The 12,799-nt window shown below is 66.3% G+C and carries 14 protein-coding genes; 8 read left to right on the top strand and 6 right to left on the bottom strand.

Features of this window, described 5'->3' with window-relative positions; genetic code table 11:
• The first annotated feature begins 17 nt into the window (after window positions 1-17).
• The 6 genes from D3I60_RS19480 to D3I60_RS01750 all read left to right on the top strand — a co-directional run bounded on the left by D3I60_RS19480 (window position 18) and on the right by D3I60_RS01750 (window position 5,149).
• Window positions 18-161, top strand: coding sequence for a PaaD-like zinc ribbon domain-containing protein (locus tag D3I60_RS19480; protein ID WP_440588549.1), 144 nt, complete (start codon window positions 18-20; stop codon window positions 159-161).
• Complete coding sequence (gene paaE / locus D3I60_RS01770) at window positions 161-1,279, top strand: 1,2-phenylacetyl-CoA epoxidase subunit PaaE (protein WP_262774425.1); 1,119 nt, start codon at window positions 161-163, stop codon at window positions 1,277-1,279. The genes D3I60_RS19480 and paaE overlap by 1 nt, the downstream gene beginning before the upstream one ends.
• A gap of 91 nt (window positions 1,280-1,370) precedes the next feature.
• A complete protein-coding gene (locus tag D3I60_RS01765) occupies window positions 1,371-2,534 on the top strand; it encodes a thiolase family protein (RefSeq protein WP_262774424.1) in 1,164 nt (387 codons plus the stop codon).
• On the top strand, window positions 2,531-3,442 hold the full coding sequence (locus D3I60_RS01760; RefSeq protein WP_346659543.1) for an enoyl-CoA hydratase/isomerase family protein: 912 nt from the start codon (window positions 2,531-2,533) through the stop codon (window positions 3,440-3,442). Before D3I60_RS01765 ends, D3I60_RS01760 begins: the two co-directional genes overlap by 4 nt.
• A complete protein-coding gene (locus D3I60_RS01755; RefSeq protein WP_262774422.1) occupies window positions 3,439-4,308 on the top strand; it encodes a 3-hydroxyacyl-CoA dehydrogenase family protein in 870 nt (289 codons plus the stop codon). Before D3I60_RS01760 ends, D3I60_RS01755 begins: the two co-directional genes overlap by 4 nt.
• A gap of 64 nt (window positions 4,309-4,372) precedes the next feature.
• Entirely contained in the window at window positions 4,373-5,149 is a 777-nt protein-coding gene (locus D3I60_RS01750) for an enoyl-CoA hydratase/isomerase family protein (protein ID WP_262774421.1), read from the top strand.
• Here the strand turns inward: D3I60_RS01750 and D3I60_RS01745 are convergent.
• The 5 genes from D3I60_RS01745 to D3I60_RS01725 form a co-directional block, all read right to left on the bottom strand.
• Window positions 5,146-5,895 carry a TVP38/TMEM64 family protein gene (locus tag D3I60_RS01745; RefSeq protein ID WP_262774420.1) on the bottom strand — a complete coding sequence of 250 codons (750 nt, stop codon included), beginning with the start codon at window positions 5,893-5,895 and terminating at the stop codon, window positions 5,146-5,148. The genes D3I60_RS01750 and D3I60_RS01745 overlap by 4 nt on opposite strands.
• A gap of 45 nt (window positions 5,896-5,940) precedes the next feature.
• A complete protein-coding gene (locus D3I60_RS01740; RefSeq protein WP_262774419.1) occupies window positions 5,941-7,290 on the bottom strand; it encodes a S1C family serine protease in 1,350 nt (449 codons plus the stop codon).
• A gap of 207 nt (window positions 7,291-7,497) precedes the next feature.
• Window positions 7,498-7,668 (bottom strand): hypothetical protein, encoded by a 171-nt coding sequence (locus tag D3I60_RS01735; protein WP_262774418.1) that lies wholly within the window; start codon window positions 7,666-7,668, stop codon window positions 7,498-7,500.
• Between the two features lie 15 nt (window positions 7,669-7,683).
• Entirely contained in the window at window positions 7,684-9,054 is a 1,371-nt protein-coding gene (locus D3I60_RS01730; RefSeq protein WP_262774417.1) for an L-lactate MFS transporter, read from the bottom strand.
• Between the two features lie 204 nt (window positions 9,055-9,258).
• A complete protein-coding gene (locus tag D3I60_RS01725) occupies window positions 9,259-10,041 on the bottom strand; it encodes a SurA N-terminal domain-containing protein (RefSeq protein WP_262774416.1) in 783 nt (260 codons plus the stop codon).
• 242 nt (window positions 10,042-10,283) lie between these two features.
• Between D3I60_RS01725 and D3I60_RS01720 the strand changes: the two genes are divergently transcribed.
• The gene (locus tag D3I60_RS01720; protein WP_262774415.1) at window positions 10,284-10,640 is read left to right on the top strand and encodes a VOC family protein; all 357 of its coding nucleotides are present in this window, start codon (window positions 10,284-10,286) and stop codon (window positions 10,638-10,640) included.
• 44 nt (window positions 10,641-10,684) lie between these two features.
• Here D3I60_RS01720 and D3I60_RS01715 read toward each other — a convergent pair whose 3' ends face one another.
• On the bottom strand, window positions 10,685-11,242 hold the full coding sequence (locus D3I60_RS01715) for a dihydrofolate reductase family protein (RefSeq protein ID WP_262774414.1): 558 nt from the start codon (window positions 11,240-11,242) through the stop codon (window positions 10,685-10,687).
• A gap of 159 nt (window positions 11,243-11,401) precedes the next feature.
• Between D3I60_RS01715 and D3I60_RS01710 the strand changes: the two genes are divergently transcribed.
• Window positions 11,402-12,601, top strand: a complete 1,200-nt coding sequence (locus D3I60_RS01710) for a M20 metallopeptidase family protein (RefSeq protein WP_262774413.1) — start codon at window positions 11,402-11,404, stop codon at window positions 12,599-12,601.
• The last annotated feature ends 198 nt before the right edge of the window (window positions 12,602-12,799 follow it).

Genomic DNA, 12,799 nt, shown 5'->3' with positions numbered 1-12,799 from the left:
CCGTGGCGCTGACCCTCATGCCCACCCGCCGCGCCGTGACCTGCGTGCTGTGCGGATCCGAAAACGTCCGCCTGTCCTCCGAGTTCGGCGCGACCGCGTGCAAGGCGATGTACCAGTGCAACGACTGCCTCGAACCGTTCGACCATGTGAAGGAGATCTGATGACACAGATGATCGATCAGACCGCCGAGGCGACCCCCGCCACTGAGCCCGCCGACGGGTACTCCCGGTCGGCTTTCTACCCGCTGACCGTGAAGTCCGTCGACCACCTCACCGAGGATTCGGCCGCAGTGACCTTCGACGTGCCGGCCGAATACAGCGAACTCTTCGACTTCGCGGCAGGACAGTCCCTGACCCTGCGCCGCATCATCGACGGCCAGGAGCACCGCCGCACCTATTCGATCTGCGCACCGGCGGGAACCGCCCCGCGCATCGGTGTCCGCGAAGTCCCCGAAGGGCTCTTCTCCCTGTGGCTGGTGGGCGAGGTCCGAGCCGGCGACACCATCGAGGTGCAGCCGCCCTCAGGCAGCTTCCGCGCCGACGCTTCCGCCGGCGGCAAACACCTGTGCATCGCGGCGGGTTCGGGCATCACCCCGATGCTCTCCATCGCCTCGACCGTGCTGTCCAACCCCGACGCCTCGGTGACTCTGCTCTACGGCAACCGGCACACGAACACCGTGATGTTCGCCGAGGAGCTCGCCGACCTCAAGGACGCCCGCAACCAGCAGCTCGACCTCGTTCACGTGCTCTCCCGCGAACCCCGCGATGTCGAGCTATTCTCCGGCCGCCTCGACGCGGAGAAGCTGCGGGACCTGCTCACTGCCATTGTTCCGATCGGCAGCATGGATCATGTGTGGCTGTGCGGACCCTTCGGCATGCTCGAAGACGCCCGCAAGGTACTCGCCGAATTCGATGTGCCGAAGGAGAGGATCCACTTCGAGCTCTTCTACGTCGACGAACCCCCACCGGAGGTCGTCCACGCGGACAAGGTCGTCGAAGGCGAGACGAGCGACGTCACGGTCATCCTCGACGGGAAGCGCTCCACCTCGGCGATGTCGCAGGGCAAGACCATCCTCGATTCCGCACAGGAATCCCGGTCCGATCTGCCGTTCGCCTGCAAGGGCGGCGTCTGCGGAACCTGCCGCGCGAAGATCTGCGGCGGCGAAGTCAACATGGTCCGCAACTACGCCCTCGAGGACGCCGAGGTGGAGGCGAACTTCGTCCTCACCTGCCAGACGTTCCCCGTCAGCGACGAGGTCACGGTCGACTTCGACTCCTGAGCGTCCCGAACCCCAGCGGGCGCGGGCCCGCACACCAACGGGTGCAAGCCCGTACCATGTCACCTACCCGAACTCTTCAGCGAGGAGACCCATGCCCGAGGCATTCATTCTGGACGGACTGCGCACCCCCATCGGACGCTACGGGGGTGCACTGGCCGACCAGCGGCCCGACGACCTCGTGGCGACCACGATGAAGACCGTCGTCGAGCGGGCGGGCATCGACCCGACCGATATCGACGAGGTCATCCTCGGCTCGGCGAACCAGGCCGGTGAGGACAACCGGAACATCGCGCGCATGGCCGTGCTCCTGGCCGGACTGCCCGAATCCGTGCCCGGGTTCACTGTCAACCGTCTGTGCGCCTCGGGGATGACCGCGATCACGACGGCGCGGGCGATGATCGCCGCGGGAGACGCCGATGTGGTCGTGGCAGGCGGAGTCGAATCGATGACTCGAGCCCCGTGGGTGAGCGAGAAGCCCTCGCGGGCGTGGTCGAAGCCGGGCCGGACCTGGGACACCTCCATCGGATGGCGGTTCACGAACCCCGCCTTCGGTGAGGACACGACGCTGTCGATGCCGCAGACGGCCGAACGCGTTGCCGAGAAGTGGCAGCTGAGCCGTGAAGCCCTCGACGAATTCGCCTATCAGTCGCATCAGTTGGCGCTGGCCGCGCAGAAGGCCGGCAGCTTCGATCCGGAGATCCTGCCCATCGGCGAAGTCACCGCCGATGAGGGCCCGCGCGATTCGACGCTGGAGAAGCTCGGCAAGCTGCGCCCCATCCACGGAGCCGGGGGCGTCATCACCGCCGGAAACTCCTCCTCGCTCAACGACGGTGCCGCCGTCGTCGTGCTCGTGTCCGAAGACTATGCGAACAAGCACGGGCTCAGCCCGCGCGCCCGCGTCGTCGCCGGTGCCAATGCCGGTGTGTCCCCGGAGATCATGGGCATCGGACCTGTCCCCGCGACCCGCAAGGTGCTCGAGCGCACCGGGTGGAAGGTCGGCGAACTCGAGGCTGTCGAACTCAATGAGGCCTTCGCCTCCCAGTCGCTGGCGTGCATGGGCGACCTCGGGCTCGACCCGGAGACCGTCAACGGCTTCGGCGGAGCGATCGCGCTCGGCCACCCGCTGGGCTGCTCGGGCACCCGCATCACTCTGACCCTGCTCAACCGCCTGGAACAGGCCGGGGCGAAGAAGGGACTGGCGACCATGTGCGTGGGCGTCGGCCAGGGTTCGGCGCTGCTGCTGGAGCGCGTGTGAGCGCCGGCGGCACCGGCGGGGACACGAACGGCGCAGCCGGCGTGAACGATTCCGCCTCCCCGCTGCTCATCGAACGCCATTCCGACCGCACGATCATCCGGCTCAACCGGCCGGAGGTCCGCAACGCCATCGACCAGTCGATGGTCGATGCCCTCCACGCCGTGTGCGCCGAACTCGAGGCCGAACCGAAGGTCGCGATCCTCACCGGCACCTCCGGAGTCTTCGCCGCGGGTGCCGATATCTCGCAGCTGCGCAATCGTCGCCGCGATGATGCCCTGGCCGGGATCAACTCGAAGATCTTCTCCCGCATCCAGGAACTGCCGATGCCGGTCATCGCGCTCGTCGAGGGATTCGCCCTCGGCGGCGGTGCCGAGCTCGCTTTCGCCGCGGATTTCCGCATCGGCACCCCGTCGACGAAGATCGGCAACCCGGAGACCGGTCTGGGCATCCTCGCCGCCGCCGGAGCCGCGTGGCGCCTGCGCGAACTCGTCGGCGAACCCCGCGCCAAGGAGATCCTCCTGGCCGGTCGCACCCTGCAGGCCGACGAAGCCAAGGCCATCGGTCTGCTCAACGACGTCGTCGACCCCGAGGACCTCGAACTCGCCGGTCAGGCACTGGCCGACCGGATTGCGAGCTTCGCACCCCTGGCCGTGCGGCTGAGCAAATCGGCGTTCCACGCACCGCGTGAAGCGCATCCGCTCATCGACAATATGGCCCAGGCCGTGTTGTTCGAAACCGATGAGAAGTTCGCCCGCATGGACGCGTTCCTGTCCAAGCGCGAGGCCAAGAAGGCGAAGAAGGCAGCCGAGCAGGAAGCGGCCGAGCGCGCACGCGCCGAAGCCGTGACCACCGAAGCGATCGACCAGCAGCGCGATTCGCGCACCCGAGAAGAAGGCGACAACGCATGAGCGACACCACTGACACCCCCACCGAGGCGGCCCTCACCACCGCCCGTGTCCCCGACGTCGTCGGCGTCTTCGGAGGCGGCCGGATGGGTGCCGGAATCGCGCATGCCTTCGCCACCGCCGGTGCTCGGGTCATTGTGATCGAGAACACCGACGACACCGTGGCCGCCGCCCGGGAACGCATCGATGCGTCGATCGAGAAGTCACGGTCCAAGGGCATCGAGGTGCCCGGAACCGTCGTCGTCGACCGCGACCCCACCCTGCTCGACGAGGCGCTCCTCGTCGTCGAAGCCGTGCCCGAGATCGTCGAACTCAAACAGGAGGTCCTCGCTGCCATCGCGAAGCACGCTCCTGCTGCGAGCATCGGCACGAACACCTCGGCGCTGTCGATCGACGAGCTCGCCGCAGCCCTGCCGCGGCCGCAGGCGCTCATCGGCCTGCACTTCTTCAACCCGGTGCCCGTGTCCGAACTCGTCGAGGTCGTCGTCGGCACCCACACCGATCCCAAGCTCGTCGACGTCGCCAAGGAATGGGTGACGGGGCTGGGGAAGACGGCGATCACGGTGAAGGACTCGCCCGGATTCGCCTCCTCCCGCCTCGGCGTGGCTCTCGCTTTGGAAGCGATGCGGATGGTCGAAGACGGCGTCGCCTCGGCCTCCGACATCGACCGGGCCATGACTCTGGGCTACCGGCATCCGGCCGGGCCGCTGAAGACGACGGACATCGTCGGCCTCGATGTGCGCCTCGGCATCGCCGAGCACCTCGCAGCGGAGATCGGCGAGCGGTTCACACCCCCGCAGATCCTCAAGGACAAGGTTGCTGCCGGTGAACTCGGCCGCAAGACCGGACAGGGTTTCTACACCTGGTGACCATGGGTGCCCGCCCGACGGGCACCGGCCGCGCCACACTGACAGGACATGCAAAGGAGCATCCATGACCGAGATCCAACTGAAGAACCGCGGACCGATTGCCGAGCTCGTCCTCGACGGACCGGAGTCCCGCAACGCCCTCGACGCGGACAATCTCCGCGATATCGCGGCCGCCGTGGCCAAGGTCGCCGAGGCAGTCCCGAACGTCCGCGTGCTCCTCATCCGCGGAGAGGGCAAGGTCTTCTGCTCCGGTCGCGACATCGCGAACGTCGACGTCGAGACGGATGACGCACACGCCTTCCTCGCCGAGATCTTCGCCCCCGTCTTCCAGACGATCAGGGCGCTGCCGATCCCGGTGATCGCCCAGGTCCAGGGTGCTGCCCTCGGACTCGGGTACGGGATTGCCGCGGCAGCTGACATCATCTTCGCCGCCGATGACGCGAAGTTCGGGTCCCCGTTCGCCGCGATCGGCGCTATGCTCGATTCCGGCGCCCACCACGTGTTCCTCGACCGGGTCGGCTATCACCGGACGATGGATCTCATCGTCACCGGTGATTTCATGACCGGCGCCGAGGCGGCCGCCGCCGGGATCGTCTCCCGTGCGGTCCCAGCCGCGGAACTGTCCGCCTTCGTCGAATCGAAGCTGGAGAAGATCGTCACCGGACCGGCCGAGGCCTTCGCGATGGAGAAGGGCTTCGTGCAGAAGCTCGCCGATGAACGCCCGAACCTCGCCGAGGTGCTCGCCCAAGAGGCGGCCCTGCAGGAATCGGCGCGTCAGACACCGGACTATGCCGAGGGGTTCACGGCATTCCAGGAGCGCCGCAAGCCGAACTTCGACTAAGACTCAGGAAGTTCAGGCGTCTCTGCCAGTGCGTGTTCGGCGTCTCGGGTGCGCTTCCACCGGCGCATCGTGATGATCGTCAGCGTGATGACCAGGGCCCAGGAGATGCCCACGCCGATGCCGTTGAGGACATTCGGCTCCCCGATGAAGGCACCGACGGCCACGAGGGACAGCTGACCCGGCAGGGACGAGATGACGGTGGCGCTGAGGAATGTGCGGTTGTCGATGCCCAGTGCTCCGCTGCCGTAGTTGACCGGCCAATACGGGAACCCGGGCATGAGGCGCAGGGCGCACACTGCGTAGAAGCCGCCGCCGGTGAGCTTGGTTTCGATCGTCTCGGCATGGGAGCCGAGCAGCCGCAGCACAGTGTCCCGGCCGAGCGCCCGAGCGATCCAGTAGCCGATCCAGCAGCCCGCGACGACTCCGACCATCGACAGAATGGTGCCGAATGGCAGCCCGTAGATGAGTCCTCCGGCGGTGGCCATGATCGTCACGGGGATCGGAGTGGCGGCAACGGCCATGTAGATGAGGACGAAGACGGCGAAGCCCCAGAATCCGGCGGCCGCGATATCGGCCTGCAGCACGTCGACCGAGGGCAGGCGAACATTGAAGACCGCCCACACTCCGGCCAGAACGACGAGGGCGAGAGCGATATTGCGCAGGATCGTCGGCCAGTCGAGGCGCCCCCGGCCCAGCCGGGGGCGGGGCGACCACTCAGCGGGCGAGGCGTCTTCGTGTCCGGGCATGGCCCGATCTTACGTCTCGCCCGGGGTGGTTGGGCAATCTCCGGCTCAGGCCGCGGGACCCTCGGTCAGAGTCACCTTCGCGGTGTGGGTCTGACCGTCGGCGTCCGTCCAACTCAGCGACACGGTGTCACCGGGCTTGTGCTCGGCGATGGACGAGGAGAGCCCGGTGCCGTCGGTGATCTGGGTCGAGTCGATCCGGGTGATCGTGTCTCCGGCGGTCAGTCCCGCCTCGGCGGCGGGGGAGTCCTCATAGACCCCGGCGATGACTGCGCCAGCGGTCTGTGACGACGATCCCGACTGGCTTGGCTGACCTGACTGGCCGGCTTGGCCCGACTGGCCCGACTGGCCCGACTGGCCGTTCTGTGAGTCCTGTTGGACGCCGATGCCGAGGAACGCCGGATAGCCGAGCGTGTTCGTGCTCGTCTGTTTGCCATCGATGATCGACTCGGCTGTGGACAGCGCCGACTCGATCGGGATAGCGAAGCCGGTGACGGTGGCCGATCCCGACGAGGCCGCGGTATTCATGCCGACGACCGCGCCCTCGTCATCGAGCAGCGCCCCACCCGAATCGCCCGAGACGATATCGGCCTGGACCTGGATCATATTGTTCAGGGTTTCCGAGTCCTCGGAGCCCTGAGCGGTGGTGGTGACCGAGGCGCCGAGGTCGGTGACCGTGCCGTGGGCGGCCTGCAGCTGTCCCTGTCCCTCGGAGTTGCCGACGGCGGTGATGTCGTCGCCGACCGTGACCGAGTCGTCGTCGACCGTGGCCGGCTGCAGGCCCGTGACGTCCTTGAGCTGGAGCACGGCGACGTCCGCTGTCGAGTCGGAGCCGACGACGGAGGCCTCGTAGGTCTTGCCGGTGGTGGCTACGGTGACGGAGATCTTCGTCGAACCGGCGATGACGTGGTTGTTCGTCAGCACGAGTCCGTCCTTGCTCAGCAAGATGCCGGTGCCGGCCGCCTCGGCGTTCTCATAGCCGAGCTCGGTGTCGATGAGGACGACTCCCGTGGATTCCTCGGTGCTGGCCGGGGATGCTTCCTGCTGTGTCGCGCCGTCGGAGCCCTGGCCGGTGTCCGGCGACTGTGCGTTCCCGCCGGGCGCGGTGCTGTTGCCCGGGGTGATGCCGTTGGAGCCGCCCTGACCGCCATGGCCCTGTCCGGGGTCGGGTGATTGACCGCCTTCGTGGCCGGGATCTGTCGGCTGCCCGGTGAAGGGGATCGCGGACTGGGAGGCCGCGATGGTGGAGGCGTGGGACGCCGCGACGGCCGGCAGGCCCGCGGCCGTGCCGACGGTCAGTGCCAATGCCGCTGCTGCGGCGGTGACCGCCATTGCCAGGAGGCGCCGAGGGTGGCTGTGGTCGGTGTGTCCGGACCTCGTGCGCCTGTTCTCGTTCATGGTCTGTGCCTTTCTCTGCTGAGGGGAGTGCGTGATGACTCTCATTGAGCACCAGGACTCTGTGACCAGGCTGTGGCGCAGCTGGAGCGAGGCTTCGACTTCGTCAGGCGAGAGCTGGGAGGGCCGAACCGGGGCATGAATGCGCCGATCCCCCCGGAGCTGAACCCAGCTCCGCGGGGATCGGCGGGGAACCTGTCTGGGGGAGTCTCAGCCGGTGAAGATCGCGACGGCCTTGACCACGGTCAGGGACAGGCCCCAGAGGAGGCCGCCGACCACCACGACGGTGAGGACGGAGCCGACGGCCTTATAAGAGCCGCCGACGGGGGACTGCGGCGATCCGGAGTCGGGGACGTGGGCGACGGGGGTGGAATCGTTCATGATCTGACCCTTCCTTCAGTTCTCTTCGAGGGCGGCGGCCTGCTTGGCGGCGACGTCCTCTTCACGTTCGAAGTATTTTTCGCTGACCGGACGGACGAGCACATTGGCGATGAAGCCGATGACCAAGGCGCCGACCATGATGAACATCCCCGGAGTGTAGAGCTCGGGGCCTTCCTTCCCTGCCGCCTCGCCGGCCTCGACGACGGAGTTGACGATGAGCGGACCGGCCACACCGGCCGCCGACCAGGCGGTGAGCAGGGCACCGTGGATGGCGCCGACCTGGTAGACGCCGAAGAGGTCCTTGAGGTAGGCGGGGATCGTGGCGAACCCGCCGCCGTAGAAGGAGATGATGATGAGGGTGGCCAGAACGAAGAGGAAGATCGAACCGCCTCCGAACAGGGCGACGACGAGGTAGAGGATCGCTCCGACGCCGAGGTACATCATGTAGTTGTTCTTCCGACCCAGGTAGTCCGAGGTCGTCGACCAGATGAACCGGCCGCCCATATTGCCGATAGAGAGCAGACCGACGAAGCCGGCCGCTGCAGCGGCGGTGATGCCGAAATAGGACTGGATCATCGGGGCGGCGTTCTCGAGAATGCCGATGCCCGCGGTGACGTTGAGGAACAGGACGACCCACAGCAGCCAGAACTGCGGGGTGCGGATGGCGTTGCGGACCGAGACGTTGCCCTTCGTCTGCATCGGCTTCGCTTCGACCTTCGAGGGGTCGAAGCCCTTCGGGGTCCACTCGGGGTGGGGGACGCGGATGACGAAGGCGCCGGCGGCAATGACCACGGCGTAGACGATGCCGAGGGTGACGAAGGTCGGGGTCAGTCCGGCGACGAGGTGCTCCGGCTCGGCACCGCCGCCGTAGAGGGCCATGAGCTGGTTCGACATCGGGCTGGCGATGAGGGCACCGCCTCCGAAGCCCATGATGGCCAGGCCAGTGGCCAGGCCCGGACGGTCCGGGAACCATTTCATCAGCGTCGAGACCGGGGAGATGTAGCCGATGCCCAGACCGATTCCGCCGATGACTCCGTAGCCGAGGTAGACCAGCCACAGCTGACCGGTCATGATGCCGAGCGAGGCGATGAAGAATCCGACGACCCAACAGGTTCCAGCGGCGACCATCGAGGCGCGGGGGCCGTTCTTCTCCACCCAGGGGCCGAAGACGGCCGAGGAGATGCCGAGCATGAGGATTGCGATCGAGAAGATCCAGCCGATCGAGACCTCACCGGTGTCGAAGTGGGTCATGAACGGGATCTTGAAGACGCTGAATGCGTAGACCTGGCCGATGCACAGGTGGATGGCCAGAGCGGCCGGTGGGATCAGCCACCGGTTGAAGTTCTTCGGCGCGACAATTGCCGAGCGCGTGAGAATGGAAGCCACGGGAAGTCCTTTTCTGCAGTGGAACTCGTGTCACCGTCGACACCGGTCAGCGGACGGGACGTGCGACCGGCGGTCAGCCGACCGACCGGATAGTCCACCTCAGGGTAAGTTCCATACAAGCAAAATGCGAGGAATGCTCAGCATTTTCTTGTGAGAAGGCGGCAGCTTCTTGCCAAATGGGACGAAATCCGTGGCTCTCGGGTCTCAGAGGTGGATCGTGACGTCGGCCTGCTTGCGCAGCTTCTTCGCGAACTTCTGAGTTGCCTCCTGAGACTTCTGGCTCTTCACCTGCTCCTTGAGCTGGGGGCGCATCTCGTCGATCGGGGGCATCTCCTGTTGGCCCTGGCCGCCCTGCTGAGCCATCTGCTCCTGCTGGGACTTCGCCTGTTCGTAGGCCTGCCCGATCTCTTCGCCGCTGACCTTGAACTCACCGTATTCGTCTTCGACGAGACCTTCGATCTTCAGCTGGTTCTTCAGCTCTGAGCGGACCTTCTTCTCATCCATGCCCTGGTCCTTCATGGCCTTGAGGAAGTCATTCTCGCTCATCTGGCCGGACTTGGCGGACTCCTTGAGCCCCTTGTCGATGTCTTTGTCCGAGACGTCGATCTTGCGCTTGTCGGCCTCCTGGACGAGCACTTCGGTGCTCACGAGGTTCTCGACGGTCTGCTTCTTCAGGCCCTTCTCATCGACCGGCTGGCCGGACTGCTGAGCCTGCATCTGCATCTGCTGGTACTGGGTTTCGAAGAGGGGGACGAAGTCGTCCTTGAGGATCTTCTCGCCGTTGACCTCGGCGACGACCTTCGGAATGTCCTTCGTGTTCGGTTTGCCCTGTTGGTCCTGAGCGGAGTCGGCGCCGGGGGACTGTTCGGCTGCGGCCGAGGACTCCTTCGGCTTTGCTTCGTCATCCTGACCTCCGCAGGCGGCCAACGCCACCACGGAGACGGACATGGCCAGGCCCAGCAGCCACCGGTTCGTTCGCACATTCACTCCTGCTCATCGGTTTCAGCCTGCCAGGCTAACAGGGCCGACTCCCCGAAGAATGTGTGGAGTATGTGCGTCGCTTGGCAAGGACGATTGCGGCGGTTGGGATCGGGGAGGTCCCGGGTGTCTTCTGTTCGTCTCGGATTCGTCGAGCGGGCACTTACGGTCGGCCGCCTCGGCGGGTACACTGCGGCTACCGGAATCGCACGGAGCACGGTCCGCGCCATCCGCAGCGAAGGGAGTTGGCCATGGAATCGACGTTTCGCGGGGTGTTCCTCACCTGCACCGACGCCGAGGCGACCGCCGCTTTCTATCGCGAGATCGCAGGGCTGCCGCTGACGACCGAGGGCGATGAGGAGTACTCGTACTTCGTCGTCGAGGCCGGGGGAGTGCAGTTGGCTCTGCACTCGGCCGAGGCGTTCGCCGACTATGCGTTCCCGCCGGTGACGGAGTCGAATCTCACGCACCTGTACTTCCGGATCCCAGATCAGGCGGAGTTCCTCGAACGGATCAAGAACGCGGGCACTCCGCTCGTGGCGGTCGACGATGTCGTCGTCACGGTCGAGGACCCCGATGGCCGGAAGGTCATGTTCGGCACGGCGTGAGGCGAGGCGGCGCATTGCCCCGCACGAGGTGAGTTCGTCGCTGCTCAGGCACTCGGCTCGTAGGCCGAGTAGGTGATGCCGCTCGGGAAGGACTTCGCATCGATGAGCTTGAGGCGCGGCGGTCTGGCCGAATGCGCTCCGTCGTGGAAGTAACCGCGTCCGCGGCCCTGCCACACCGGATAGGTGAACATCCGATACTCATCGACGAGTCCCTCCGCGATGAGTTCGTGAGCCAGGGTGATGCTGCCGGTGACGATGACATCGCGTCCCGGGGCCTCGCGCAGGTCAGCGACCGCGCGCAACGGATCGGAGCCGATGATCTGAGTGTTCTCCCACCCCGGTTCGGTCAGCGTCGAAGACACGACGCGTTTGTCGACCCGATTGAGGTGGTCCGCGATCCCGGTGGTGTCATCGGTGGCGTGCGGCCAATAGCCGCGGAAGTCCTCGAAGGTCTGCCGACCGAGCAGCAGCACGTCTTCGTTCGCGGACTGCCGCATGAGCTCGGCCGAAAGCTCCTCATCCTGGGCCTGCGGATCGAACCAGTCGTCGAGCATCTCGACACGACCGTCGAGGGTGATGTTCTGAGTGATGATGATGCGCACGCTCGGTCTCCTCGTTGAGTGACGTGGGTAATCAACACTACTTGCCCGTGTAGACCGGCAACAAGGGTGCGTTGACCACCGCAGGGCATAGTTTGGTAACAGCAGCCGACCGGAACCGTTCGGACCGAACCGCACGCCACCCATACCATGAGGAGCCCCATGACCACCCCAGATTTCCGCACCGAAGCTCAGGGCCACCTCGGCGATCTCATTTCCCTGCGCCGAAAACTGCACGCGAACCCCGAATTGGGATTCGATCTTCCCTTCACGCAGCAGACGGTGCTCGATGAGCTCGCCGGGCTGGGGCTCGAGATCACCACGGGGGAGTCGCTCACCTCGGTGGTGGCCGTCCTCAAAGGCGGGAAGCCCGGGCCCGCGGTGCTGCTGCGCGGGGACATGGACGCGCTGCCCGTCGTCGAGGACACCGGCCTGGACTTCGCGTCGACGAACGGGAACATGCACGCGTGCGGACACGACCTGCACACGGCCGGACTCGTCGGCGCCGCCCGCCTGCTCGCCGCTCACCGCGAGGAGATCCCCGGGGCGATCATCTTCATGTTCCAGCCCGCCGAGGAGGTCGAGGGCGGGGCCGAGCCGATGATCGCCGAGGGCGTGCTCGAGGCCGCCGGTGTCCCGGTCGTCGCGGCTTACGGCATCCACGTCGAAGCCGACGTTCGAGGTCGCTTCACGACGAAGGGCGGGCCGCTCATGGCCGGGTTCGCCGACCTCAACCTGACCATCCACGGGGCGGGCGGACACAGCAGCCAACCGCAGGCGACCCGCGACCCCGTGCCGGCGCTCGCCGAGGTGGTGCTGGCCCTGAACACGATGACCGGTCGGTCCTTCGACATCTTCGACCCCGTCGTCGTCTCGGTCACCCAGCTCGAAGCCGCGCAGGCGAGCAACGTCATCCCGGACTCGGCGAAGCTCACCGCCTCCATCCGCTTCCTCTCCGCCAAGTCTTTGGCGCTGCTGCAGGAGCGGGTGACCGAGATCGCCGAGAACATCGCCCGGGCGCACCGGTGCACCGCCGAGGTGGACTTCCAAGTGGGATTCCCCGTGACTGTGAACAACCCCACCGAGTCGACGGTCGTGCTCGAGCGGTTGGGCTCGCTATTCGGGTCCGAGCGGGTCGTCGAGATGGAGCATCCGCGGATGGGGTCCGAAGACTTCTCCTACGTTCTGCAGAAGGTTCCGGGCACATTCGTCTTCCTCGGGGCGACGCCGGAGGGCATCGATCCGGACGCGGAGACGAACCACTCGCCGCGCGTGCAGTTCGACGACGGACTGCTCGGCGATCAGGCCGCGGCGCTCGCCCACCTGGCGTTCGCGCGGCTGGAGGACGAAGAGAAGCGCTGACACAAAACAGTGGTCGCAACCGGATGCTCAGGAGGTCCTGAAAGTATCCGATTGCGACCTAAATTTCGGCTCGGACTATCCGATTGCGACCACTGTTCGAGGTTCCACCTGTGGCGGTGGAGTCTGCCAGCGGGGTCAGTCGGCGGCGGGTGTCGGCTCGACTGCGGCGGTGTCCTCAATATCAGTGGGCTCTTCGCC

This window comes from Brevibacterium permense (assembly GCF_025506275.1).
GTDB classification, from domain to species: Bacteria; Actinomycetota; Actinomycetes; order Actinomycetales; family Brevibacteriaceae; genus Brevibacterium; species Brevibacterium permense_A.
Note: the sequence above shows the minus strand (reverse complement) of the source record. Positions and strands in the feature narration are given on the sequence as shown.

Bases quoted from the DNA above. Each gene is read 5' to 3' on its own strand.
- paaE (WP_262774425.1), top strand. From the start codon at position 161: ATGACACAGATGATCGATCAGACCGCCGAGGCGACCCCCGCCACTGAG.
- D3I60_RS01745 (WP_262774420.1), bottom strand. From the start codon at position 5,895: ATGCCCGGACACGAAGACGCCTCGCCCGCTGAGTGGTCGCCCCGCCCC.
- D3I60_RS01765 (WP_262774424.1), top strand. From the start codon at position 1,371: ATGCCCGAGGCATTCATTCTGGACGGACTGCGCACCCCCATCGGACGC.
- D3I60_RS01755 (WP_262774422.1), top strand. From the start codon at position 3,439: ATGAGCGACACCACTGACACCCCCACCGAGGCGGCCCTCACCACCGCC.
- D3I60_RS01740 (WP_262774419.1), bottom strand. From the start codon at position 7,290: ATGAACGAGAACAGGCGCACGAGGTCCGGACACACCGACCACAGCCAC.
- D3I60_RS19480 (WP_440588549.1), top strand. From the start codon at position 18: ATGCCCACCCGCCGCGCCGTGACCTGCGTGCTGTGCGGATCCGAAAAC.
- D3I60_RS01710 (WP_262774413.1), top strand. From the start codon at position 11,402: ATGACCACCCCAGATTTCCGCACCGAAGCTCAGGGCCACCTCGGCGAT.
- D3I60_RS01750 (WP_262774421.1), top strand. From the start codon at position 4,373: ATGACCGAGATCCAACTGAAGAACCGCGGACCGATTGCCGAGCTCGTC.
- D3I60_RS01735 (WP_262774418.1), bottom strand. From the start codon at position 7,668: ATGAACGATTCCACCCCCGTCGCCCACGTCCCCGACTCCGGATCGCCG.
- D3I60_RS01720 (WP_262774415.1), top strand. From the start codon at position 10,284: ATGGAATCGACGTTTCGCGGGGTGTTCCTCACCTGCACCGACGCCGAG.